Raw genomic sequence first — 23,174 nt, 5'->3', positions numbered from 1 at the left:
ACCGGCGGGTCGGCGAAGGGGCTACAGCCCCAGCAGCGACAACATGATGAAGGTGGCAAACAGCACGAAGTGAGTCATGCCTTCGATGGCATTGGTTTCACCGTCATTGAGGTTGATCGCGCTGACGATCAGGGTGATGAAAATCATCACGGTCTGCACCGGGGTCATGGCCATCTGGAACGGCTGGCCGGTGTACAGCGCCATGGCTTCCATCACCGGCACCGTCAGGATCACCGTCGACAGCGAGGCCCCCAGGGCGATGTTGACCACCGACTGCATGCGGTTGGCCAACGCGGCGCGCAATGCGGTGAGGATCTCCGGCGCGGCGGAAATCGCCGCCACCAGGATCGCCGTGATCACCGGCGGCGCCCCCGTGCCTTCCAGCCCCAGGTCGAGAGGCTTGGACATCACCTCGGCCAGCGCGCCGATCACCACCACACCGAAGACCAGAATGCCGATGCTCAGCCCGAGGTTGATCGTCGGCGCCTGCTCGGACGGGTCCTTGGCCCGGCGCTTCTGCGGGTAGCTGTAGCTGAAGAAGTAACTGTGAGGCCCGACCTGCATCCGCAGGAACAACGTGTAGAGCACCACCATCGCGCCGATGGTGAAGGCCGAGTAGACCTTCCAGTCGGACTCGGGAATGAACTCCGGCACCACCATCGACACGCCCATGGCGGTGAGGATCATCACGCTGTAGGTGCGCGCCGAATCATCGTTGTACGACTGCTCGCCGTGCTTGATCCCGCCCATCAGCGCGGCCAGGCCGAGGATGCCGTTGATGTCGAGCATCACCGCCGAGTAGATGGTGTCGCGCACCAGGGTCGGCGAGGCCTCGTTGCTCATCATGATCGCCAGGATCACCACTTCCACCAGCACCGCGGCCAGGGTCAGGATCATGGTGCCGTAGGGGTCGCCGACTTTTTCCGCCAGCAGCTCGGCATGGTGCGCCACGCGCATCGAGGCGGCGACGATAAAGCCGATCAGTACCAGCCCGGACCCCAGCGCCACGCCCTGGCCGCTGTTGAGCAACACATGTTCCAGGGGATAGGCCACCAGCGCGGCGACCAGCGCCAGCAACAGGAAGGTTTCTTGCTTGAGTGACGTGAGCATTGCAGTCCTTTACACAATTCGAAACAAAGACAGGAGATGAGCTACAGACTGCAGCGAGTCACTAACGTTTCGTTACACCTTAGTGCACCAGGGGTTGGCATGCCGGGCGGCCAGCGCACTGGGTTGGCTCCCGGGGTTGCTTCCGGGCGCTTTCAAGCCCCTCCCTCTTCCACCAGCCGAACCGCCGTGCCAGGGCCTTCAGGCCCGGACAAACCCTGCCTCGGGGTTTTGTTGTCTTGTTGGTCAGCTATTTGCATTGGGCTGTCAGAGCCTGAAAGCCCAGCCCTCCCCACAACAACATGGAGTTCGAATTCATGCATAAACGTCCGTTGAAGAAGCTGCTGTGCGCCCTGACCGCGGCCATCGGCCTGAGTACCGGCCTGAGTGCCAGCGCGGCCGATCCGTTGAAAGTCGGCTTCGTCTACATCGGCCCGATCGGCGACCACGGCTGGACCTATCAGCATGAACAGGGCCGCAAGGCGCTGGTGGAAAAGTTCGGCGACCAGATCAAGACCAACTACGTGGAAAACGTCGCCGAGGGCGCGGATGCCGAACGGGTGATCCGCAATATGGCCAAGGACAAGTACGACCTGATCTTCACCACGTCCTTCGGTTATATGAACCCGACGCTGAAAGTGGCCAAGCAGTTCCCCAAGGTCACCTTCGAACACGCCACCGGCTACAAACAGGACAAGAACCTGGGCACCTACCTCGCGCGCACCTATGAGGGGCGCTACGTCGGCGGCTTCCTGGCGGCGAAGATGACCAAGACCAAGAAGATCGGCTATGTCGCCTCCTTCCCGATTCCGGAGGTGATCCGCGACATCAACGCCATCCAGCTGGCCCTGAACAAATACAACCCGGGCACCGAGATCAAGGTGGTGTGGGTCAACTCCTGGTTCGACCCGGGCAAGGAAGCCGACGCCGCCAATGCCCTGATCGACCAGGGCGCCGACGTGATTTTCCAGCACACCGACAGCCCGGCACCGATCCAGGCCGCCGAACGGCGTGGCGTGTACGCCGTGGGTTATGCCTCGGACATGGCGCACTTCGGGCCCAAGGCCGTGCTGACCTCCATCGTCAACAACTGGGGCCCGCATTACATCCAGGCCACCCAGGGCGTGCTCGACCACAGCTGGAAACCGCAGGACTACTGGGGCGGCCTGAAGGAAGGCACGGTTGAACTGCCCATCAGCGACCTGGTGCCGGCCCCGGTCAAAACCGAAGCCGAACAGATCATCGCCGACATCAAGAGCGGCGCCTTCCACCCCTTCACCGGGCCGATCAAGGACCAGGCCGGCGTCGAAAAACTCGACCCAGGCGTCAGCGCCAGCAACGCCGAACTGGCCTCGATGAACTACTACGTCGAAGGCATGAAAGCCGACATCCCGAAATAACCCCTCTGAACCTGTAGCCGCTGCCGCAGGCTTTCGCAGCGTTTTGACGCTGGCCTTTGCACGGCGTAGCGGAGGGCCAGCGCAGCCTGGCAGGCTCGGCAGCGGCTACAGTTTTATCGCGAACGACAAGGAGCAGACCCGCCCATGAACCCACTGCCCATCATCGATATCAGCCCGCTCTACCAGGATCATCCCCAGGGCTGGCACAGCGTTGCGCAACAGATCGACCAGGCCTGCCGCGAGTGGGGGTTCTTCTACATCAAGGGCCACCCGATCAGCCCCCAGCGCATCGAACACCTGCTGGACAGCGCCCGGCAATTTTTCGCCTTGCCCAGCGCCGAAAAGCTCAAGATCGACATCACCCAGACCCGCCATCACCGCGGCTACGGCGCCATCGCCACCGAGCAACTGGACCCGAGCAAACCCAGCGACTTGAAGGAAACCTTCGACATGGGCCTGCACCTGCCGGCCGATCACCCGGAGGTGCTGGCGGAAAAACCCCTGCGCGGGCCCAACCGCCACCCGGAGCTGCCTGGCTGGGAAACCCTGATGGAACGCCACTATCAGGACATGCAGGCCCTGGCCCAGACCCTGCTGCGGGCCATGACCCTGGCCCTGGGCATCGACCGCGACTTTTTCGACAGCCGCTTCGACCAGCCGGTGAGCGTGCTGCGGATGATCCACTACCCGCCGCGTCATAGCGCCAGTTCCGAGGAGCAGCAAGGCGCCGGTGCCCACACCGACTACGGTTGCATCACCCTGCTCTACCAGGACGCCGCCGGCGGCCTGCAAGTGCGCAATGTCCAGGGCCAGTGGATCGACGCACCGCCGATCGAGGGCACGTTCGTGGTCAACCTGGGGGACATGATGGCGCGCTGGAGCAACGACCGTTACCTGTCGACGCCGCACCGGGTCATCAGCCCGCTGGGGGTCGATCGCTATTCGATGCCGTTCTTCGCCGAGCCCCATCCCGACACCCGCATCGAGTGCCTGCCCGGCTGCCAGAGCGCCGAACAACCCGCAAAATACCCGGCCACCAGCTGCGCCGAATTCCTGCTCTCGCGCTTTGCCGACACCTATGCTTACCGGCGTGAGCGGGAAGACGCCTGAGCAACCGCTTGGTCAGGTTTTACCGAATATTTCAGCGAGCGCCTGTAGAATGGCGAGCTTTTCGCAGCACCCGACTGCACCTGATGAGACTGAACCATGTACGACTGGCTAAACGCCCTGCCCAAGGCCGAGCTGCATTTGCACCTTGAAGGTTCGCTGGAGCCCGAGCTGCTGTTCGCCCTGGCCGAACGCAACAAGATCGCCCTGCCGTGGAGCGACGTCGAAACCCTGCGCAAGGCCTACGCCTTCAACAACCTGCAAGAGTTTCTCGACCTGTATTACCAGGGCGCGGACGTGCTGCGCACCTCCCAGGATTTCTACGACCTGACCTGGGCCTACCTGCTGCGCTGCAAGGCGCAGAACGTGATTCACACCGAGCCCTTCTTCGACCCGCAGACCCACACCGACCGTGGCGTGCCGTTTGAAGTGGTGCTCAACGGCATCGCCGCTGCGTTGAAAGATGGCGAACAGCAACTGGGCATCACCAGCGGCCTGATCCTGAGCTTCCTGCGCCATTTAAGCGAAGAAGAAGCCGAGAAAACCCTGGACCAGGCGCTGCCGTTCCGTGACGCCTTTGTCGCCGTGGGCCTGGACAGTTCGGAAATGGGTCACCCGCCGAGCAAGTTCCAGCGCGTGTTCGACCGGGCGCGTCACGAAGGCTTTCTGACGGTGGCCCACGCCGGCGAAGAAGGACCACCGGAATACATCTGGGAAGCCATCGACCTGCTGAAAATCCAGCGCATCGACCATGGCGTGCGCGCCATCGAAGACGAGCGTTTGATGCAGCGGATCATCGACGAGCAGATCCCGCTGACCGTGTGCCCACTGTCCAACACCAAACTCTGCGTGTTCGACCACATGTCCCAGCACAACATCCTCGACATGCTCGAGCGTGGGGTGAAGGTCACGGTGAACTCGGACGACCCGGCGTACTTCGGCGGCTACGTCACCGAAAACTTCCACGCCCTGCACACTCACCTCGGCATGACCCAGGACCAGGCCAAACGCCTGGCCCAGAACAGCCTCGACGCGCGCCTGGTCAAACCGTAAGTCTGTCGCTGCTGCCGAGCTCGCGAAGCTGCGCGGGCCCGGCAGATCGCCGAGGGGTGCCAGGTCAGTGGACGGTGTCTGGTGTGGCCAGCGCAGCCTGCCGGCAACGGCTACACGCTGGCTTCGCTCAACTCCTCGAGGGTTTTGCCGCGGGTTTCCATGCCGAATAGCCAGACCACTGCCGCGGCAATCGCGAAGCACAGTGCCCCCAGGGCGAACACCCCGCCCTGTCCGGTGATCGGGAACACCAGCCCGGTCACCAACGGCCCGAGCAACGAGCCCACCCGCCCGATTGCCGAAGCAAACCCGGAGCCGGTCGCCCGCGCAGAGGTCGGGTACAACTCAGGGGTGTAGGTGTAGAGCACCGCCCACATGCCGAACAGGAAAAACTGCATCAACAGCCCGGAGCCGATCAGCAGGCTGACGTTGCCGCCAAACACCGCGCTCTGCCCGTAGAGAAACGCCATCACCCCGCCGCCCAACAGGGTGACGATGCACACCGGCTTGCGCCCCCAGCGCTCCACCAGCCAGGCCGCCATCAAGAACCCGGGAATCCCGCCCAGGGAAATCAGCACCGTGTAATACACCGACTGCGTGACCGCGAACCCCGACTGTTGCAGCAAGGCGCTGAGCCAGGACGTGAGCCCGTAAAACCCGAGCAGGGCAAAGAACCACACGCTCCAGATCATCATCGTGCGCTGGCGATAGAGCGGCGACCAGATCTCGCGCAACGCCGAAAAGAACGTGCCCGGGGCGCTTTCAACCCGGGGCAAGGCAATGGGCTCGGGCAGGTCGACACGCTGCAATGAAGCACGGACTTTGTCCTCGATGGCGCACAGCACCCGGTCCGCATCGGCGTGTCGCCCGGCCTGCTCCAGCCAGCGCGGCGACTCGGGAATAAAAAAGCGGATCACCAGCACAAACACCGCCGGTATCGCCAGCACCAGGAAGATATCGCGCCAGCCAATCAACGGCAGCAGGAAGTACGACAGCACCCCGGCGGCCACAAACCCCAGGGGCCAGAAGCCGTCCATCAACGCGATGTAACGCCCGCGGCGCTTGGCCGGAATCATCTCCGACAGCATCGATTGGGCGATTGGAAACTCCATGCCCATGCCGATCCCCAGCAGGATGCGGAACAGCGTCAGGCTCTCGACGGTCTGCGCCGTGGAGCACAGGTAACTGGCGATCCCCCAGAGCACGATGCTCCACTGGAACACCGGCTTGCGGCCGAAACGGTCGGCGAGCATTCCCGACAGGGACGCCCCGAGCACCATGCCGAAAAAGCTCGAACTGGCGAGCAACCCGGCCTGGGCCGAACTCAGGCCGAACTCGGTTTTGATCGAGCCCAGGAGGAACGTCATCATCGCCAGGTCCATGGAGTCGAAGAAAAACGCCAGGGCAATGATGATGAAAATAACCCGGTGATAGCCACTGATGGGCAACCGTTCCAGGCGCTCTGCGGCGCTGTACCCCTGAATATTCATAGCCCGTCCCCCGATTGATGGTCTGCAATCGAGTGTGCGCGATCGAGGCTGGCGGCTATTGCTGGATGCGACTCGGCTGCGTCCGAGAACGACGCGCGGGCCCTGTAATCATTGATCCAAAGCGCTGCCGGCGGGGTAGTGGGCGGAAATCGCGGCGCAGCGCGACTGGAGCATCTCGCGCAGCAGATTGACCGGTTTGCTCAACTGCGCGCGGTGGGCGCACAACAGGTTCAGCGGCGCACGCTCGCAGAGCAGTTCCGGCATCAGCACTTTCAGGCGCCCGGCCAGCACGTCGGCGGCCACATCGAGCCAGGACTTGTAGGCAATCCCCGCCCCGGCCACCGCCCACAGGCGCACCACATCGGCGTCGTCGCTGAAGCGGTCGCCGCTGACGGTCAGGCCCACTTCGCGCTTGCCGTCATGGAAACTCCAGTGGTCGTGGACCCGGCTGCCGAGCATATAAAGCAGGCAATTGTGCTGCGCCAGTTGCTCCAGCTGGCGCGGCTCGCCATGCCTGGCCAGGTAGCCGGGGGCGGCGCACAGCACCCGGCGATTCTGCGGGGCAACCGGCAGCGCCACCAGGCTCGAGTCTTCGGGCTCGCCGTAGCGCAGGGCGATGTCCACCGGCTGGCGAAACAGATCGGCGATGCGGTCCCCCAGCAGCAGGCGCAGGGTCAACTTGGGGTGCTCGCGCTGGAATTCGTCGAGCCAGGGCAGCAGCAGATTGCGCCCGAAATCCGAGGGCGCCGACAACTGCAGAATCCCGCTGACCTGATCCTGGCCGCTGGCCAGCAGACGCCGGCCTTCGTCGAGGTTGCTCAGGGCCGCGCGGGCATATTCGAGAAACCCCTCGCCCTCGGCCGTCAGGCGCAGGCTGCGGGTCGAGCGCGCCAGCAAACGCGCGCCCAATTGCAGTTCGATGCGTTTGAGGGCGGCGCTGGCCACGGCCGCCGACATGTCCATGACCCGCGCCGCGGCCGACAGGCTGCCCAGGTCGGCCGCGCGCACAAACAATTGCAGGTCGTCGAATCGCAGCATCTTGCACCCGGAATTATCAAAAAAATATTGAAAGAGCCTGCTCTTTTAGCCGGTTTTATCTTCAAGAGAAATAGCCAATCATCTGTCCATCGCCCCGCTAGCTACTTCAGGAACCCCACATGTCCCAGTCCTTCACCGCCATTGCCACCCTGATTGCCAAGCCCGATCAACAGGCCACGCTGCAGCGCGAGCTCAGCGCCCTGGTCCCACCGAGCCGCGACGAAGCCGGCTGCCAGTACTACAAACTGCACCAGGACGCCGCACAGCCCGGCACCTTCTACGTGCTGGAGCGCTGGGACGATGAGGCGGCCCTGGAGTTTCACAACAACACCGCGCACTTCCAGCATTTCATTGCCCAGACCCGCGAGGCGATCGAGCATTTCGAGCTCAAGCGCCTGCAGTTGATTATCTGACCCTCTTCGCCCCCTTCATCAGGAACCCAGCATGAAAGCCATCGCCTATTACAACGCCCTGCCGATCAACGACCCCAAGTCCCTGCAGGACATCGAACTCCCCGAGCCCGTCGCCGGCCCCCGTGATCTGCTGGTGGAAGTCAAAGCCATCTCGGTCAACCCGGTGGACACCAAGGTGCGCCAGAACGCCCAGCCCGAAGGTGGCGCGGCCAAGGTCCTGGGCTGGGACGTGGCCGGGGTGGTCAAGGCCGTGGGCAGCGAAGTCAGCCTGTTCAAGGCCGGCGACAAGGTGTTCTACGCCGGCTCCATCGCCCGTGCCGGCGGCAACAGCGAGTTGCACGTGGTGGATGAGCGGATTGTCGGCCATATGCCCAAGACCCTGGGCTTTGCTGAAGCGGCGGCCCTGCCGCTGACCGCGATCACCGCCTGGGAGCTGCTGTTTGAACGCCTGCAGATCCGCGAAGGCCGCGAAGACCAGGGCCAGAGCCTGCTGATCGTCGGCGCCGCCGGTGGCGTGGGTTCGATCCTGACCCAGTTGGCCAGCCAGCTCACCGGGCTCAAGGTCATCGGCACCGCGTCACGGGAACAGACCCAACGCTGGGTGCAAGACCTGGGAGCCGACCTGGTGATCGATCACAGCCAGCCGCTGAGCGAGGAACTCAAGCGTGCCGGCCACGCCAGCGTGACCCACGTCGCCAGCCTGACCCAGACCGATTTGCACCTCGACCAATTGGTGGAAGCCCTCGCCCCCCAAGGCAAGCTGGCGCTGATCGACGACCCGAAAAGCCTCGACGTGACCAAGCTCAAGCGCAAGAGCCTGTCGCTGCACTGGGAGTTCATGTACACCCGTTCGTTGTTCGAAACCCCAGACATGCAAGAACAGCATGTCTTGCTCAACCGCATCGCCGCGCTGATCGACGCCGGCACCTTGAAAACCACGGTCGGCGAGCACTTCGGCACCATCAATGCGGCCAACCTGCGGCGGGCCCATGCCCTGCTGGAAAGCGGCACGGCCAAGGGCAAGATCGTCCTCGAAGGCTTCTGAAGGCCCGGGCAGGCGGCATTGCCAAAGGGGCAATGCCGTCAGTCCGAGAGTTGACGCTTGTCATATTCATGACCGTATTCGGGTCTACACTGGAGGCCTTTGCAACGCAGTCTTTTACCCGAGGAGGTCAGTAATGAAGATCCTGATAAAAGAATTGGCGAAACCCCAAGGCTCCCAATGGCAGGTCCGCCTGGACCAGCATGCGGTCACCTTTCGCAGCGAAGCCGAAGCCCGCGCCTTCGCTCAAACCCTGGAAGCCCGTCTGCAAGCTCCCCACCGATTCCCCGAAAGCCAGCAGCGCGCTGCCGGCTGAGTCAGAGCTTCGCCGCCTCAACTGCCCTGGCGTTTTGCAAACGCCGGGTGAGCACGGCCATCGTCACCGCAAGAATGCCGCACAGGCTGATCACCATGGCCATCGGCATGGCGCTGCCATCGTGCAGGAACCCCACCAGCCAGGCCGCCCCGGCCGCCACACTGAACTGCAGGCAACCGAGCAAGGCCGAGGCACTGCCGGCGCGCGCGCCCTGACCGTTCATGGCGCATGCCGAGGCATTGGGAATAATGCAGCCAAGGCTGGCAATACACACAAACAGCGGCAGCAACAGCGGCCACAGCTTTTGCGTGTGCATTGAACTGATGCCCAGCAGGACCAGAGCCGCCGCCAGGTAGATCCACACCGTGCGCGCCAGCAGGAAGGTCGGGCCACGCTTGGCCAACAACCGCGCATTGATCTGCGCCACCAGGATAAAACCGCCGGCGTTGATCCCGAAGAACCAGCCAAAATGCTCGGCCGGCACCTCATACAGCTTGATGAAGATAAAGGGCGAACCGGCGATATAGGCAAACATCCCGGCAATCGCGATGCCGCCGGTCAGGGCGTGGCCGAGGAATATCCGGTCGGCCAGCAGGCGCCCGTACTGGCGCAACGAACCGGACAGCGGCTGGCGTGGCAGGCCGGCCGGCAGGCTTTCCGGCAAGCCCAGGGCCACCGCCAGGCCGGACAGGGCACTGAACGCGGTGAGCATGATGAAGATCGATTGCCAGCCATAGAGGTTCACCAGCAGGCCACCGAGCATCGGCGCCAGGATCGGTGCCAGGCCCATCACCAGCATCAGCTGGGAAAACACCTTGGCCGAACCCACGGCATCACATTTATCGCTGACCACCGCCCGGGAAATCACCATCCCTGCGCAACCGCCCAGGGCCTGGACGAAGCGTGCCGCAATCAGCCACTCAAGGTTCGGCGCATAGGCACAGGCCAGCGACGCCAGGGTGAACAAACTGACGCCGACCAGCAACGGCATGCGCCGCCCGAAGCGGTCCGCCACCGGGCCATAGGCCAGTTGGCCGATGGACAGCCCCAGGAAATAGGCCGCCAGGGTCAGTTGAACGTGTTTTTCATCGGTGCCAAAAGCCAGCGCCATCGCCGGAAAAGCCGGCAGATAGAAGTCGATCGCCAGCGGGCCAAAGGCGCTCAGGGCGCCCAGAATCAGGATCGTGCGTAAATTCATCAGGCATCCAAGTCGAGCATCAGTCAGCAACCCGACAGTCTAGCCGCGCTTGGATGCCTTGAACATTCCGATAGGTCGCTACCTATCAAAAAGACTCAGGCCAATTGCACCTTGTAGCCTTCGCCGCTGATCAGGCCGATGACCTCGTCGTCGGTCAGCCGGCTTTGCACACCGACCTCCTTCGCGCCCAGGTCGACCTTGACCTCGGCCGCCGGATCCTTGGCCTGCAACACCTGGGTAATGGCCTTGACGCAGTGGCCGCACGACATACCTTGAACATTGAATACTTGCATGAGGTTGCTCCTGTTGTGAGGGTTGGACGCAGTCTCTTCCTTGCCACCATGGCAAGGTCAAGTTCTGCGTTGCACTGCCGGGCTGGCAATCAGCGCCGCGCTCGGCCAAGCTTGCCCCTCTATGACACGACAGTAGGAGATTCAGCCATGCGCTGGTCAGCTTTCAGCCTATTCAGCCTGCTTGGTTTATTGGCAGCCGCGCCTGCGGCCAGCGCCGCCGGAGAAGACTACGGGGTTCTGATCATTTCCAGGGAACGCCTGGAAGTCGCCACCTCCTGCGAAATCGGCCTGTACATTCAGGATCAGTTGGCAGGCCGACTGTTTCAGGAGCAGTCCGCCTCGTTCAACCTGCCGCCAGGCAAAGTTTCGCTTCGCCTGAAACTGCTGCCGGGTCAGGCCCCGGGTTGCAGCCCCGGCCTGCTCGCACCGGGCTCCCAGGACATTTCCCTGAAGGCCGGTGACGTCGTCAAATACCGCATCGCCATGAGCGAGTCCGGTATTTACCTCAAACCCGCCGCCCTGGGTTATTGAGCGCGGGCCCCACACCGGGGCCGGCGAGACAAATTGAAGCACCCCGCGTCATGGTGCTTGACCTTGCCCGCATGGCAAGGTTGATCCTGTAGGCAACTTTTACAGGGAGTGTCAGCGATGTCTGAATCAACCACCTTCGACCTGCCCATTGCCGGCATGACCTGCGCCAGTTGCGCCGGGCGCGTGGAGCGCGCCCTGAGCAAGGTCGTCGGCGCTCGCGCGGTCAGCGTCAACCTGGCCACCGAACAGGCCCGGGTCGAGGCGCCCACGGACAGCTTGCCGGCTTTGCTGGAGGCGGTGCACAGCGCCGGCTACAGCGTACCGGCCCAGAGCCTGGAACTGAGCATCGGCGGCATGACCTGCGCTTCCTGCGCCGGCCGTGTCGAGCGGGCTCTGAACAAGGTGACGGGGGTCAGCCGCGTCAGCGTCAACCTGGCCAACGAACGCGCACATGTGGAGTTGCTGGGCCAGGTCGAGCCTGCGGTGTTGATAGACGCGGTGACCAAGGCCGGTTACAGCGCCAGCCTGTGGCAAGCCGACCAGAAAGCACCCGATGATCAGCAGCAACGCCTGCGCCGCGAACGCTGGACCCTGGTGCTGGCCATCCTCCTCGCGCTGCCCCTGGTCCTGCCGATGCTGGTGGAACCCTTTGGCCTGCACTGGATGCTGCCGGCCTGGGCCCAGTTCGCCCTGGCCACTCCGGTGCAATTCATCTTTGGCGCACGTTTTTACGTGGCTGCCTGGAAAGCCGTACGCGCCGGCGCCGGCAACATGGACCTGCTGGTGGCCCTGGGCACCAGTGCCGGTTATGGGCTGAGCCTCTACGAATGGGCCACGGCCATGCATGGCCACACCCCGCACCTGTACTTCGAAGCCTCGGCCGTGGTGATCGCCCTGGTGCTGCTGGGCAAATACCTGGAGAGCCGGGCCAAGCGCCAGACCGCCAGCGCCATCCGCGCCCTGGAAGCCCTGCGTCCGGAACGAGCCATACAAGTGATCGACGGCCGCGAACAGGACGTCGCCATCAGTGCCCTGCGCCTGGGCGACCTGGTCATGGTCAAGCCGGGCGAGCGCTTCCCGGTGGACGGCGAAGTGATCGAAGGCCAGAGCCACGCCGATGAAGCCCTGATCAGCGGCGAAAGCCTGCCCGTGCCGAAACAGCCGGGCGACCAGGTCACCGGTGGCGCCATCAACGGTGAAGGCCGGCTGCTGGTACGGACCCTGGCCCTCGGCGCGGAAACCGTGCTGGCACGCATTATCCGCCTGGTAGAAGACGCCCAGGCCGGCAAGGCACCGATCCAGAAGCTGGTGGATCGGGTCAGCCAGGTGTTCGTCCCGGTGGTGATCCTGCTGGCAGCGGTAACCCTGATCGGCTGGTGGCTGTACGGCGCACCGCTGGAAACCGCCGTGATCAACGCCGTCGCGGTACTGGTCATTGCCTGTCCCTGTGCCCTGGGCCTGGCCACGCCGACCGCCATCATGGCCGGCACCGGGGTCGCCGCCCGCCACGGCATTCTGATCAAGGATGCCGAAGCCCTGGAACGCGCCCATGAAGTCAGCGCCGTGGTATTCGACAAGACCGGCACCCTGACCTCCGGCACACCGCGGATCGCCCACCTGCGCGCGGTGGATACCGATGAAAGCACCCTGCTGCAACTGGCCGGCGCCCTGCAACGTGGCAGCGAACACCCCCTGGCCAAGGCGGTACTGGACCTGTGCGCCGAACGTCAATTGCCGGTGGCCGACGTCAGCTCCAGCCAGTCGCTGACCGGTCGCGGCATCGCCGGCAGCCTCGACGGCCGGCAACTGGCCCTGGGCAATAAACGCATGCTCGAAGAAAGCGGCCTGAGCGCCGGCGACCTGGCCGAGTCGGCCCAGGCCTGGGAGACCGAGGGTCGGACCCTGTCCTGGCTGATCGAGCAAAGTCCGCAACTGCGGGTCCTGGGCCTGTTCGCCTTTGGCGACACCCTCAAGCCGGGCGCCCTGCAAGCGGTGCAACAACTCAACGCACGCCATATCAGCAGCCACCTGCTGACGGGCGACAACCGCGGCAGCGCCAAAGTCGTGGCCGAGGCCCTGGGCATCACCGATGTGCACGCCGAAGTGCTGCCGGCGGATAAAGCCGCCACCGTCGCCGAACTGAAGAAAACCGGGGTGGTGGCCATGGTCGGCGACGGCATCAACGACGCCCCGGCCCTGGCGGCCGCCGACATCGGGATTGCCATGGGCGGCGGCACCGACGTGGCGATGCATGCGGCCGGGATCACCCTGATGCGTGGCGATCCGCGCCTGGTGCCTGCGGCCCTGGAGATCAGCCGCAAGACCTATGCGAAAATCCGCCAGAACCTGTTCTGGGCCTTCGTCTATAACTTGATCGGCATCCCGCTGGCGGCCTTCGGCCTGCTGAATCCGGTGCTGGCGGGCGCGGCGATGGCGCTGTCCAGCGTCAGCGTGGTCAGTAACGCCCTGCTCTTGAAGACCTGGAAACCCAAAGACCTGGAGAAGCTGGAATGAACATCGGCCAAGCAGCCAGCCACAGCGGCCTGAGCGCGAAGATGATCCGTTATTACGAATCCATCGGCTTGCTCAAGCCGGCCCATCGCAGCGACAGCGGCTACCGCCTGTATGGCCAGGACGACCTGCACACCCTGGCCTTTATCAAGCGCTCACGGGATTTGGGGTTTTCCCTGGAGGAAGTCGGCAAGCTGCTGACCCTGTGGCAGGACCGCCAGCGGGCCAGCGCCGATGTCAAAGCCCTGGCTCGGCAGCATATCGACGAGTTGAACCAGAAGATCCGCGAACTGGCCGCGCTGCGCGACACCTTGCAGGACCTGGTGGAGCATTGTCAGGGCGATCATCGACCGGACTGTCCAATCCTCAAGGAATTGGCATCGGGTAGCTGCTGCGAGCCTGTTCCGGCCTGAGCAATACCTGTAGCCGCTGCCGAAGGCGGCGCTGGCCCCCTGCAACGCACGTCATAGCGCTGACCTTTCACAGCGGCCCAAGCCTTCGGCAACGACTACCGATTCAGGGGCAAAAAAAATCCGGCCAAGGCCGGATTTTTTTGAGGCTTACTGCATCCAGGGCGGAGGCGGCGGCTCTTCGGATTTGCCGGGGGGCGCATCGTCAGCGGCACGCACCGCTTGCCGGCGTTCTTCGTCGAGACGCGCAGCTTCGATCTCGCGCATGATCCCGCCGACATCTGCCAGCTCTTCCGGCTCGTCGAACTCACCGGTCAGGACGCTGGCCGGGTGCAAGGTCCCGGCTTCGTACAGGGCCCACATTTCCTTGGCGTACTTGGTGCGCTTGAGCTCCGGGGCAAAGCGCCCGAAGTAGGACGCCATGTTGCCGACGTCACGCTCCAGCATGCTGAACGCGTGGTTGTTGCCCGCCGCATCCACCGCCTGTGGCAGGTCGATGATCACCGGACCGTCCGGCGTCAGCAGCACGTTGAACTCGGAAAGGTCACCGTGCACCAGGCCGGTACACAGCATCAGCACAATCTGCGAGATCAGGAACGCGTGATATTCACGGGCCTGGTCCGGCTCCAGCACCACGTCATTAAGGCGCGGGGCGGCGTCGCCGTATTCGTCGGCCACCAGCTCCATCAACAACACGCCTTCGAGGAAATCGAACGGCTTGGGCACTCGCACGCCGGCACTCGCCAAACGGAACAAGGCCGCCACTTCAGCGTTCTGCCAGGCATCCTCGGTTTCTTTACGACCGAACTTGGAGCCCTTGGCCATGGCTCGCGCCTGCCGGCTGTTACGCACCTTGCGGCCTTCCTGATATTCGGCCGCCTGACGAAAACTTCGTTTATTCGCCTCCTTGTAAACCTTGGCGCAACGTAACTCGTTGCCGCAGCGCACCACATAAACAGCTGCTTCTTTACCACTCATGAGTGGGCGCAGCACCTCGTCGACCAGACCGTCCTCGATCAGGGGTTCAATGCGTTTTGGAGTCTTCATCAGCTTTTATTGTGGGTCCTTTATTACCGAACACGCGAATGTCACTCGTTATACGGCAATCCTCGCATGGCGGGGAGAGGGTGCCGACCTATGAACCGCAGATAGCAACGGTAAAGATGCACTCAATGTGCCAGATAAATCGAACACATCAGCCGACGCCAATCGACCGACGCAGATCATAGCCCAGTGGCAGCCAGGCCGTGGGGATGCAAGTCGCAGACATTTCCAATACAGGCCGAGATATTTTTCCTTGTTTAGCGCAGGAATTTTCTCGAAGCACCTCAATTTTCCCTTTATGCAGCCGAAGTCATCAGGGACAAAAGGAGTTTGTTCGACAATCCGATAGAGACGTCAGCACCCGGCATTCGTTCGCCCTGCCTCGCTCGATGCCCGCCCAACGGACGCAAACCACCGCATTGTTTAAAGCTGCCGTTAATCCGCGAGTCATGTGCACGTCGTGGGCCTACAAGAAAAAATCTGGAGCGCGGATGAACATCAAACAGAAACTGACCTGGGCCTTTGCAATCATCGCCTGCTTGCCGGTGGTGCTGGTCGCCACGCTTGTGGTGCTGAACCTGCGCAGCGAGGCCAAGGACGATTTCGTCGACGGCAGCGCCCGGGAAATCCGCCAGGTCAGCAACGCCATGCAGCTGTTTTTCGAGGGCATCAGCCAGAACGTCGATTACCTGGCCAGCCAACCCCTGGTCAAGTCGGCCGACGCCAGCGTGAAGAGCCGCGTCGGTGCCGATGCCGCGCAACTCCCCGACGGCGAGCTGGACACGCAGCTGTTTGATCTGTTCGCCAGCCTGGCCGCCAGCCACCCGGCGTATTCCTATGTGTCCTACGGCCTGTCCAGTGGCGGTTACGCCTTCTGGCCCGGGGACCCGAAAATGTCCAACTATGACCCGCGCATCCGCCCCTGGTACAAGACCGCCATGGCCAACCCGGGCAAGACCGTACGGACTGCCGCCTATTACTGGGCCGGTGACGACGCCGTGCTGGTCAGCACCGTGCGCGCCGTGGCCAACCAGCTGGGCGCCCAGGGCGGCGTGGTCAACATCGACGTATCGCTCAAGCAGCTCACCGAGATCGTCAAGCAGATCAAGCTGGGCGAGTCCGGCTACCTGATGCTCCTGGAAAACACCGGCACCGTACTGGTGGACCCGAAACTGCCGGAACACAACTTCAAGGCCCTCGACAGCCTGGGCGCGGGTTATGCCCAACTGGCCAAGGCCGGCAAGGGCCTGGTGGAAGTCGAACTCAATGGCGAACGCTACATGGCCAACGTCTGGCCGTCGGAGCAATTGGGCTGGACCTTCATCGGCCTGATCAAACAGAACGAAGTGATGGGCGCAGCGACCCAGCTGACCTGGCTGATCGCACTCATTGCCGGCGTGCTCGCGGTGCTGTTTGCGGTGGTGGGCGCCAGTTTCGCCAGCGTGATCGTGCGCCCGATCCGCAGTGTGGCCAGCGGCCTGGAAGGCATTGCCCAGGGTGAAGGCGACCTGACGCAGAACCTCAACATCCGGGGCAGCGATGAAACCGCGCAACTGGCCAACTGGTTCAACCAGTTCCTGACCGCGATCCGCAATCTGATCCAGAGCATCGGCCAGGCAGCAAACAAGATTCTCGCCACCTCCCGCAGTTCGACCCAGGTCTCCAACGACATGGCCGAAGCCGCCGGACGCCAGCGCGAAGCCGTGGACATGGTCTCCACCGCGTTCCACGAAATGGTCGCCACCGCCAACGAAGTCGCCCGCTCCTGCAGCCAGGCCGCCGAGTCGGCTGACAGCGGCCAGCGCCAGGCCCGGGAAGGCCAGCAGCAGATCGACGCCGCCGTGCACAGCGTCGATCAGTTGAGCCAGGAAATCGAACAGTCGGCGCAGTCGATGCAGCAACTGGAACGCGACAGCAATGACATCCAGTCGATCCTCGGCACCATCCGCTCAATTGCCGAACAGACCAACCTCCTGGCCCTGAACGCGGCCATTGAAGCGGCCCGTGCCGGTGAACAGGGCCGTGGTTTTGCCGTGGTGGCCGACGAAGTTCGCGCCCTGGCCAAGCGCACTGCCGACTCCACCGCGGAAATCGACGGCCTGCTGGGCAACCTGGCCAAGCGCACCAGTGCGGTGACCCAGCAGATGCACGCCAGCCTGGAAGTGTCGCAGCAGTCAGTGAGCCGTATCGGCCTGGCGCGCAGCAGCTTCGGGCAGATCCGCGAGTCGGTGGACGTGATCCGCGACATGAACACCCAGATCGCCACCGCCGCCGAAGAACAGCATCAGGTGGCGGAAGACATCAACCGCCACATCAGCCAGATCCATGGCGATGCGCAGTTGGTGGCGGAACTGGCCAACTCGGCGCGCCAGGACTCCCAGAGCCTCGCCGGCCTGTCCGATGAACTGGACAGCCTGGTCCGCCGCTTCAAGACCTGATGCAAGCGGCGCCTGCCCCTGTCCGGCAGGCGCCCTCCTTCAGCGCTCGATAATCGCCGTCACGCCCTGGCCACCGGCGGCGCAGATCGAGATCAGCCCGCGCCCCTGCCCTGCCACCTCCAGCAACTTGGCCAGATTGGCCACAATGCGCCCGCCGGTGGCCGCAAACGGGTGCCCCGCCGCCAGCGAACTGCCCTTGACGTTGAGGCGGCTGCGGTCGATAGCCCCCAATGGCGCCTCAAGCCCGAGGCGGCTTTTGCAGTAGTCCGCGTCTTCCCAGGCCTTGAGGGTGCACAGCACTTGGGCTGCGAACGCCTCATGGATTTCGTAGTAATCAAAGTCCTGCAGCGTCAGCCCATTGCGCGCCAGCAAGCGCGGCACGGCATACACCGGCGCCATCAGCAGGCCCTCGGCGCCGTTGACGAAATCCACCGCTGCCGCCTCGCCGTCGCGCAGGTAGGCCAGCACCGGCAAGCCGCGTTCTTTAGCCCATTCCTCGCTGCCCAGCAGCACCAGGGAAGCGCCATCGGTCAGCGGGGTGGAGTTGCCGGCGGTCAGGGTGCCCTTGGCGCTGCGCTCGAACGCGGGCTTGAGGCTGGCAAGTTTTTCCAGGGTCAGGTCCGGGCGCAGGTTGTTGTCGCGGGTCAGGCCCAGAAAAGGCGTGATTAGATCGTTGTGCCAGCCTTCGGCATAGGCCGCGGCCATTTTCTGATGGCTTTCCAGGGCCAGTTGATCCTGCTCGGCGCGGGGGATGTTCCAGGTCTGCGCCATCAACTCGCAATGCTCGCCCATGGACAGCCCGGTGCGGGGCTCGCCATTGCGCGGCAGCTCGGGCTTGAGGTGATGGGGACGCAGTTGGAGAAAGGTCTTGAGCTTGGCGCCCAGGCTCTTTTCCCGATTGGCCTGCAGCAGGATTTTGCGCAAGCCCTCATTGACCCCGATCGGCGCGTCGGAGGTGGTGTCCACCCCGCCGGCAATGCCGCATTCGATCTGCCCCAGGGCAATTTTATTGGCCACCAGCAACGCGGCTTCCAGGCCGGTGCCGCAGGCTTGCTGAATGTCATAGGCCGGCGTGGTCGGCGCCAGGCGCGAGCCGAGCACGCATTCGCGCGTCAGGTTGAAATCCCGCGAATGCTTGAGCACCGCCCCCGCGGCGACCTCCCCCAGGCGCAGGCCGTGCAGGTTATAGCGTTCGATCAGGCCCTCGAGCGCTGCGGTCAACATCGCCTGGTTGCTCGCGGTGGCGTACGGGCCGTTGGAGCGGGCAAAGGGGATGCGGTTACCGCCGATAATCGCGACGCGGCGCAGCTGAGTCATGGAAAGCTCCCTATTCTGTGAGTGCGACAACCCACAAGCGTAGGTTGTATCTCGTGGATCGAACGACTGAAGGCCCGAGGTGGTCCACAGTCTTAACCCCCCAGCAACCAGGCTGAGAGTGGACCGGGCGCCGAACGCGTTCAGCACGCAGCAGTTTTCAGACAGCCTGAATCGGAGAGCATTCCATGTCTGACCGTTATATCGACTTCGCCAACTCGGCCTTCGGCCATCGTCTGGTCTCGGCCATTGGCCTGCCGTCACCGGTACGCCTGGAACGCTGGCAGGCCGGCCGCCTGCGGCCCATCGACGGTGCTCTGCTGATCGGCGGCGGGCCGCTGACGCAGCAGGTGGGTGAGTTGGCCAAGCGCCTGACCGATGCCACCTATCACTACGGCAACGACCCCAGCCTGGGCACCCCATGGATTCCCGGCCACGGACCCAAGCTTAAGGCAGTGGTGTTCGATGCCAGTGACCTGGTGCACACCGACCAGCTCAAGCAGTTGCGCGAGTTCTTCCAGCCGCTGATGAAAAACCTCGATCACAGCCCCCATCTGGTGATTCTCGGCCGCGCCCCGGAAACCCTCGACCAGCCCTTCGCCGCCAGCGCCCAGCGCGCCCTGGAAGGCTTCAGCCGTTCCCTGGCCAAGGAGCTGCGCGACGGCGGCACCCTGCAGTTGCTGTACGTGGGGGCCGGCGCCGAAGAACAGCTGGAAGGGGCGCTGCGGTTTTTCCTGTCGCCCAAGAGCGCGTTCGTCTCCGGCCAGGTCGTGCGCCTGCAGGCCTGCGCGGCCCAGGTGCAGGATTGGAGTCGCCCCCTGGCCGGGCGCAAGGCCCTGGTCACCGGGGCCGCCCGAGGCATTGGCGCCTCGATTGCCGAAACCCTGGCCCGGGATGGCGCCGACGTGGTGCTGCTCGACGTGCCCCCGGCCAAGGCCGACCTTGAGGCCCTGGCTGCACGCCTGGGCGGGCGCAGCATTACCCTGGACATCTGCGCCAGCGACGCCGCCGAACAATTGATCGCACAACTGCCCGATGGCATCGACATTGTGGTGCACAACGCCGGCATCACCCGCGACAAGACCCTGGCCAACATGACGCCCGAATTCTGGGATGCGGTGCTGGCGGTCAACCTCAATGCGCCGCAGATCCTGACCCAGGCCCTGCTCGACAGCGGCACCCTGCATGACGAGGGCCGGGTGATTCTGCTGGCCTCCATCAGCGGCATCGCCGGCAACCGCGGGCAGACCAACTACGCCGCGAGCAAGGCCGGGCTGATCGGCCTGGCCCAGGCCTGGGCGCCGCTGTTGCAGCAACGCGCCATCAGCATCAACGCGGTGGCACCGGGCTTTATCGAAACCCAGATGACCGCGCATATTCCCTTCGCCCTGCGCGAAGCCGGGCGCCGCATGAGTTCCCTGGGCCAGGGCGGCCTGCCCCAGGACGTCGCCGAAGCCGTGGCCTGGCTGGCCCAGCCCGGCAGCGGCGCGGTCACCGGGCAAGCCCTGCGCGTCTGCGGGCAAAGCGTATTGGGAGCATGACCATGGCTGAGCATTGGCAGCAACTCGACGCCCCACCCAAACTGCCCGAGCTGTACCTGCGGGCGGCCCTGCGCCGCAAGATCACCGGCACCCAGCTCCCGGAATCCGGCCTGCGGTTGTGGCTGGATGTCGAGCCCGGCAAGCTCGCGGCCTATCGCAAGGTCTGCGGCTTTGCCGAGAACGGCCTGCTGCCGCCCACTTATCCACATGTGCTGGCATTCGCCCTGCAGATGCAATTGCTGACCGCCAAGGACTTTCCGTTTCCGTTGCTGGGGCTGATTCACCTGGCCAACCGGATCCGTGTCATCCGCCCCCTGGGCGGTGTCGGCCGGCTGCAGGTCGGGGTGCGGGTGCGCAATCTGCAAGCCCATGCCAAGGGCGCGGTGTTCGATATCATCACCCAGGTCGACGACCAGCTTGGCCCCTTGTGGGAAGCCGAGAGCCGGATGCTGTGCAAAGGTGTGGAGCTGCCCGGTACGCCGCCGGCCGACAGCCTGCAGGCCTCCACTGCCCTTGAAGAGCTGACGCGCTGGCAAGCCCCGGCGGACATCGGTCGGCGTTATGCCAAGGTGTCCGGGGACTACAACCCGATCCACCTTAGCGCCGCCAGCGCCAAACTGTTCGGCTTCCCCCAGGCCATCGCCCATGGCCTGTGGAACAAGGCACGTACCCTGGCCGCGCTGGCCGAGCATCTGCCGGCGGCCAACATCGAGATTGCCGTGGAGTTCAGGAAGCCGGTGCGCCTGCCCAGCGAGGTCACGCTGCTGAGCAGCGCGCCAGGCTCAAGCGGCGATCTGCAACTGGTGGGTGCAGGCGAGTTGCAGCACATGTTGGGCAGCTGGCGCCCGATTGCCTGAGCGGCGTCTCAACCGCGACGAATCAGGAACACGCCCGCCAGGATCAACACCAGCCCGGCGGCCTTGCCGACACTGATCGGCGCCTCGCGAAAACCGGCCCAGCCGAAGTGGTCCAGGGCCAGCGCCATGCCCAACTGGCCCGCCAGGACCAGGGACATAAACAGCATGGCGCCGATCCGCGGGCCGGCGAAAGCCGCCGTGGTGATGAAAAACGCCCCCAGCAGGCCACCGCACCAATGCCACCAGGTCAGGCCCTTGAGCGCCCCCAGGCTCGGCACTTCACGTTGCATCATCACCAGCACCAGCAGGGCCAGGGTCCCGACAAAAAAGGAAATCAAGGCCGCGGCCAGCACACTGCTGACCTGCTTGGCCAACTGGCCATTGATTCCGGCTTGCAAGGGCAAAAAGGCACCGGCAATAAAAGGCAGGCACAACAGCCACCAGACTGGGGCGGGCATAAGGAACTCCGGCAGGATTTTTGGCTGCGCAGTATAGGTTAATCCGCCCGGCGATAAAGATGGGTGTAGCGGGTCAACACTTAAACTCCCTCGCCCAGCACCTCGAGCGCTGAATCCGATGATTAATTGTATATATATAACTTAAGTTTTAAGCCGCCCCACGCCCACCGACAGAAAGCTGACAGCCTTTGATTTCAAAGGCTTTTATCGCAACAAAATACCGTCACCCTCCCCCTTGGTATTAGTCACTACGCGAGATCGGAGAGCCAATATATAAGTTGTTAATACCAAGTTGAGAATGGTGGGAAACAGCCCCTGAGCCTTTTATGTAGACAACGGACGAAGGCATCTCCAGCGACAGAACTGGAGAGCTATCGAAAACAACGAACGTTGTACAGGTGCAAGGAATTTCTCTCATGAACACTCAAGTCTGGTTGAAAACAAGCACAGCAATAGCCCTTATCCTCTCCCTCAGCCTGGCAGGCTGCAGCAGCGGCGGTGGCGGCCACAAAAGCAGTTCCAGCAGCTCCACCCCTGACAGCACCACCGGTACCGGCGGCGGCACGGGTGGTGGTACTGGCGGTGGTACCGGTGGAGGCACCGGCGGTGGCACTACCACCCCACTGGTCACCAGCAGCCTGGTGTCCACCGTGGGTAGCACCGTCAGCGGCGTAGGCAATGGCGTCAGCGACCTGGGCGACTCCCTGGCCGCGGTTCCAGTGGTCGGCGGCGTGGTCCAGAGCGCCGTCAATACCACCGGCAATGTGGTCGACACCGTGGGTTCGAGCTTGACCAACGGCCTCGGCAAACTGGGCACCGACCCTAAAGCCGTGAGCAAAACCACCGCCGTGGTGGGCAATGTCGTGAGCGATGTCGGCAACGGTGTTTCCGACCTCAGCGGCAAACTCGCCACCACCACCCAAAGCGTTCCAGTGGTGGGTGGCATCGTCACCAAAGTCGCTCCGGTGCTGGACGGTGTGGGGGACAGGGTGACCATGCTCGGCAACACCCTGAATACCGTGACCAGCAGCGGCCCGGTCGGCAACTTGACCGATGGCGTGGGCAACAATGTGCTGGTGCCCGTGGTCACCCTGGCGGAAGGCCTGACCGGCAAAGTCGGCAGCGCAACCGGTCTCGGCGCTCCGGTCAAAGGGGTACTCAATGGAGTCGCCCAGGCGGTTGACGGTGCCGGCGATAAAGTCACCGATGCCGGTGACGGCAACCCGCTCACCGACACCCTCGGTGGCGCCCTGAGCAACGTCGGCACCGCGGTCGGCAAAGTCGGCGGCTATGTCAGCCCCAACGGCACCGGCACAGGTTCTGGAGGCACCAGCAACAACGGCCTGCTGGAAACCGTGGGCGGCGCAGTGGCCAATCTCAGCAACGGCCTGAACGCTGGCAACAGCAATGGCGTGGTCAGCGCTGGCGGCGTGGCCGGTGCCTCGATCGGCGGCCTGATCGCTTCGGTCGGTGGCGCCCTCGGCGGCAGCGGCAGCCCGAACCTGGTGGTCAGTGCTCCTCTGGCCAGCGTCGGCGGCAACTTCGGCTCGGCGCTCAACCCGGTCACCAGCAGCGTCAGCGGCCTGACTCAACAAGTCGGTGCGGCCACCGGCCTC

21 protein-coding genes and 1 pseudogene are annotated in these 23,174 nt (G+C 63.8%); 14 read left to right on the top strand and 8 right to left on the bottom strand.

All coding sequences use genetic code 11. From position 1 onward, the window contains the following. Positions 1-21: 21 nt before the first annotated feature. Complete coding sequence (locus CF161_RS24795; RefSeq protein ID WP_020299374.1) at positions 22-1,110, bottom strand: calcium:proton antiporter; 1,089 nt, start codon at positions 1,108-1,110, stop codon at positions 22-24. Positions 1,111-1,424: 314 nt separating this feature from the next. Between CF161_RS24795 and CF161_RS24790 the strand changes: the two genes are divergently transcribed. The 3 genes from CF161_RS24790 (at position 1,425) to CF161_RS24780 (ending at position 4,667) form a co-directional block, all read left to right on the top strand. Next, positions 1,425-2,507, top strand: coding sequence for a BMP family ABC transporter substrate-binding protein (locus CF161_RS24790; protein ID WP_020299373.1), 1,083 nt, complete (start codon positions 1,425-1,427; stop codon positions 2,505-2,507). Positions 2,508-2,651: 144 nt separating this feature from the next. Then, on the top strand, positions 2,652-3,617 hold the full coding sequence (locus CF161_RS24785; RefSeq protein WP_020299372.1) for a 2-oxoglutarate and iron-dependent oxygenase domain-containing protein: 966 nt from the start codon (positions 2,652-2,654) through the stop codon (positions 3,615-3,617). A gap of 96 nt (positions 3,618-3,713) precedes the next feature. Beyond that, on the top strand, positions 3,714-4,667 hold the full coding sequence (locus CF161_RS24780) for an adenosine deaminase (protein ID WP_020299371.1): 954 nt from the start codon (positions 3,714-3,716) through the stop codon (positions 4,665-4,667). Between the two features lie 110 nt (positions 4,668-4,777). Here the strand turns inward: CF161_RS24780 and CF161_RS24775 are convergent, their stop codons facing one another. Both CF161_RS24775 and CF161_RS24770 read right to left on the bottom strand, forming a co-directional pair. Continuing rightward, positions 4,778-6,154, bottom strand: coding sequence for an MFS transporter (locus tag CF161_RS24775; protein WP_020299370.1), 1,377 nt, complete (start codon positions 6,152-6,154; stop codon positions 4,778-4,780). Positions 6,155-6,262: 108 nt separating this feature from the next. Beyond that, positions 6,263-7,192 carry a LysR family transcriptional regulator gene (locus tag CF161_RS24770; RefSeq protein WP_020299369.1) on the bottom strand — a complete coding sequence of 310 codons (930 nt, stop codon included), beginning with the start codon at positions 7,190-7,192 and terminating at the stop codon, positions 6,263-6,265. Positions 7,193-7,311: 119 nt separating this feature from the next. On the opposite strand from CF161_RS24770, the gene CF161_RS24765 reads away from it, so the two are divergent. The 3 genes from CF161_RS24765 to CF161_RS24755 all read left to right on the top strand — a co-directional run bounded on the left by CF161_RS24765 (position 7,312) and on the right by CF161_RS24755 (position 8,963). After that, positions 7,312-7,605 carry a putative quinol monooxygenase gene (locus tag CF161_RS24765; protein ID WP_020299368.1) on the top strand — a complete coding sequence of 98 codons (294 nt, stop codon included), beginning with the start codon at positions 7,312-7,314 and terminating at the stop codon, positions 7,603-7,605. Between the two features lie 31 nt (positions 7,606-7,636). After that, a complete protein-coding gene (locus tag CF161_RS24760; protein ID WP_020299367.1) occupies positions 7,637-8,650 on the top strand; it encodes a zinc-binding alcohol dehydrogenase family protein in 1,014 nt (337 codons plus the stop codon). Between the two features lie 133 nt (positions 8,651-8,783). Further along, complete coding sequence (locus CF161_RS24755; RefSeq protein WP_020299366.1) at positions 8,784-8,963, top strand: hypothetical protein; 180 nt, start codon at positions 8,784-8,786, stop codon at positions 8,961-8,963. Position 8,964: 1 nt separating this feature from the next. Here the strand turns inward: CF161_RS24755 and CF161_RS24750 are convergent, their stop codons facing one another. Continuing rightward, complete coding sequence (locus tag CF161_RS24750; protein ID WP_020299365.1) at positions 8,965-10,161, bottom strand: multidrug effflux MFS transporter; 1,197 nt, start codon at positions 10,159-10,161, stop codon at positions 8,965-8,967. A gap of 95 nt (positions 10,162-10,256) precedes the next feature. Next, positions 10,257-10,454: a heavy-metal-associated domain-containing protein gene (locus tag CF161_RS24745; RefSeq protein WP_020299364.1), complete on the bottom strand. Its 198-nt coding sequence runs from the start codon at positions 10,452-10,454 to the stop codon at positions 10,257-10,259. A gap of 147 nt (positions 10,455-10,601) precedes the next feature. On the opposite strand from CF161_RS24745, the gene CF161_RS24740 reads away from it, so the two are divergent. The 3 genes from CF161_RS24740 to cueR all read left to right on the top strand — a co-directional run bounded on the left by CF161_RS24740 (position 10,602) and on the right by cueR (position 13,909). Further along, positions 10,602-10,985, top strand: coding sequence for a hypothetical protein (locus CF161_RS24740; protein ID WP_020299363.1), 384 nt, complete (start codon positions 10,602-10,604; stop codon positions 10,983-10,985). A 117-nt stretch (positions 10,986-11,102) separates the two neighbouring features. After that, a complete protein-coding gene (locus tag CF161_RS24735; RefSeq protein WP_020299362.1) occupies positions 11,103-13,499 on the top strand; it encodes a heavy metal translocating P-type ATPase in 2,397 nt (798 codons plus the stop codon). Beyond that, positions 13,496-13,909, top strand: a complete 414-nt coding sequence (gene cueR / locus CF161_RS24730) for a Cu(I)-responsive transcriptional regulator (RefSeq protein ID WP_020299361.1) — start codon at positions 13,496-13,498, stop codon at positions 13,907-13,909. The genes CF161_RS24735 and cueR overlap by 4 nt, the downstream gene beginning before the upstream one ends. A gap of 147 nt (positions 13,910-14,056) precedes the next feature. Here the strand turns inward: cueR and CF161_RS24725 are convergent, their stop codons facing one another. After that, a complete protein-coding gene (locus CF161_RS24725; protein ID WP_020299360.1) occupies positions 14,057-14,953 on the bottom strand; it encodes a PA4780 family RIO1-like protein kinase in 897 nt (298 codons plus the stop codon). A gap of 206 nt (positions 14,954-15,159) precedes the next feature. Between CF161_RS24725 and CF161_RS33755 the strand changes: the two are divergent. Next, positions 15,160-16,530: pseudogene (locus CF161_RS33755) on the top strand (cache domain-containing protein); the annotation flags it as partial. A 90-nt stretch (positions 16,531-16,620) separates the two neighbouring features. Next, positions 16,621-17,388: a methyl-accepting chemotaxis protein gene (locus tag CF161_RS33750; protein ID WP_371106543.1), complete on the top strand. Its 768-nt coding sequence runs from the start codon at positions 16,621-16,623 to the stop codon at positions 17,386-17,388. Between the two features lie 39 nt (positions 17,389-17,427). Here CF161_RS33750 and CF161_RS24715 read toward each other — a convergent pair whose 3' ends face one another. Further along, the gene (locus CF161_RS24715) at positions 17,428-18,705 is read right to left on the bottom strand and encodes an acetyl-CoA C-acetyltransferase (RefSeq protein WP_020299358.1); all 1,278 of its coding nucleotides are present in this window, start codon (positions 18,703-18,705) and stop codon (positions 17,428-17,430) included. A 185-nt stretch (positions 18,706-18,890) separates the two neighbouring features. On the opposite strand from CF161_RS24715, the gene CF161_RS24710 reads away from it, so the two are divergent. Next, positions 18,891-20,243 (top strand): 3-oxoacyl-ACP reductase, encoded by a 1,353-nt coding sequence (locus CF161_RS24710; protein WP_020299357.1) that lies wholly within the window; start codon positions 18,891-18,893, stop codon positions 20,241-20,243. Between the two features lie 2 nt (positions 20,244-20,245). Beyond that, complete coding sequence (locus CF161_RS24705; RefSeq protein ID WP_043230320.1) at positions 20,246-21,100, top strand: MaoC family dehydratase; 855 nt, start codon at positions 20,246-20,248, stop codon at positions 21,098-21,100. An 8-nt stretch (positions 21,101-21,108) separates the two neighbouring features. Here CF161_RS24705 and CF161_RS24700 read toward each other — a convergent pair whose 3' ends face one another. Beyond that, the gene (locus tag CF161_RS24700) at positions 21,109-21,558 is read right to left on the bottom strand and encodes a DMT family transporter (RefSeq protein ID WP_020299355.1); all 450 of its coding nucleotides are present in this window, start codon (positions 21,556-21,558) and stop codon (positions 21,109-21,111) included. Between the two features lie 416 nt (positions 21,559-21,974). Here CF161_RS24700 and CF161_RS24695 point away from each other — a divergent pair. Further along, positions 21,975-23,174, top strand: a 1,200-nt coding sequence (locus tag CF161_RS24695; RefSeq protein WP_020299354.1) for a collagen-like triple helix repeat-containing protein, incomplete at its 3' end; no start/stop codon positions are given.

Origin of the sequence: Pseudomonas sp. CF161 (assembly GCF_000416215.1) — a bacterium.
Lineage (GTDB): Bacteria > Pseudomonadota > Gammaproteobacteria > Pseudomonadales > Pseudomonadaceae > Aquipseudomonas.
Note: the sequence above shows the minus strand (reverse complement) of the source record. Positions and strands in the feature narration are given on the sequence as shown.

Excerpts from the sequence above, each read along its gene's own strand:
- CF161_RS24795 (WP_020299374.1), bottom strand. The coding sequence starts at position 1,110 with ATGCTCACGTCACTCAAGCAAGAAACCTTCCTGTTGCTGGCGCTGGTC.
- CF161_RS24790 (WP_020299373.1), top strand. The coding sequence starts at position 1,425 with ATGCATAAACGTCCGTTGAAGAAGCTGCTGTGCGCCCTGACCGCGGCC.
- CF161_RS24785 (WP_020299372.1), top strand. The coding sequence starts at position 2,652 with ATGAACCCACTGCCCATCATCGATATCAGCCCGCTCTACCAGGATCAT.
- CF161_RS24780 (WP_020299371.1), top strand. The coding sequence starts at position 3,714 with ATGTACGACTGGCTAAACGCCCTGCCCAAGGCCGAGCTGCATTTGCAC.
- CF161_RS24775 (WP_020299370.1), bottom strand. The coding sequence starts at position 6,154 with ATGAATATTCAGGGGTACAGCGCCGCAGAGCGCCTGGAACGGTTGCCC.
- CF161_RS24770 (WP_020299369.1), bottom strand. The coding sequence starts at position 7,192 with ATGCTGCGATTCGACGACCTGCAATTGTTTGTGCGCGCGGCCGACCTG.
- CF161_RS24765 (WP_020299368.1), top strand. The coding sequence starts at position 7,312 with ATGTCCCAGTCCTTCACCGCCATTGCCACCCTGATTGCCAAGCCCGAT.
- CF161_RS24760 (WP_020299367.1), top strand. The coding sequence starts at position 7,637 with ATGAAAGCCATCGCCTATTACAACGCCCTGCCGATCAACGACCCCAAG.
- CF161_RS24755 (WP_020299366.1), top strand. The coding sequence starts at position 8,784 with ATGAAGATCCTGATAAAAGAATTGGCGAAACCCCAAGGCTCCCAATGG.
- CF161_RS24750 (WP_020299365.1), bottom strand. The coding sequence starts at position 10,161 with ATGAATTTACGCACGATCCTGATTCTGGGCGCCCTGAGCGCCTTTGGC.
- CF161_RS24745 (WP_020299364.1), bottom strand. The coding sequence starts at position 10,454 with ATGCAAGTATTCAATGTTCAAGGTATGTCGTGCGGCCACTGCGTCAAG.
- CF161_RS24740 (WP_020299363.1), top strand. The coding sequence starts at position 10,602 with ATGCGCTGGTCAGCTTTCAGCCTATTCAGCCTGCTTGGTTTATTGGCA.
- CF161_RS24735 (WP_020299362.1), top strand. The coding sequence starts at position 11,103 with ATGTCTGAATCAACCACCTTCGACCTGCCCATTGCCGGCATGACCTGC.
- cueR (WP_020299361.1), top strand. The coding sequence starts at position 13,496 with ATGAACATCGGCCAAGCAGCCAGCCACAGCGGCCTGAGCGCGAAGATG.
- CF161_RS24725 (WP_020299360.1), bottom strand. The coding sequence starts at position 14,953 with ATGAAGACTCCAAAACGCATTGAACCCCTGATCGAGGACGGTCTGGTC.
- CF161_RS33750 (WP_371106543.1), top strand. The coding sequence starts at position 16,621 with ATGGCCGAAGCCGCCGGACGCCAGCGCGAAGCCGTGGACATGGTCTCC.
- CF161_RS24715 (WP_020299358.1), bottom strand. The coding sequence starts at position 18,705 with ATGACTCAGCTGCGCCGCGTCGCGATTATCGGCGGTAACCGCATCCCC.
- CF161_RS24710 (WP_020299357.1), top strand. The coding sequence starts at position 18,891 with ATGTCTGACCGTTATATCGACTTCGCCAACTCGGCCTTCGGCCATCGT.
- CF161_RS24705 (WP_043230320.1), top strand. The coding sequence starts at position 20,246 with ATGGCTGAGCATTGGCAGCAACTCGACGCCCCACCCAAACTGCCCGAG.
- CF161_RS24700 (WP_020299355.1), bottom strand. The coding sequence starts at position 21,558 with ATGCCCGCCCCAGTCTGGTGGCTGTTGTGCCTGCCTTTTATTGCCGGT.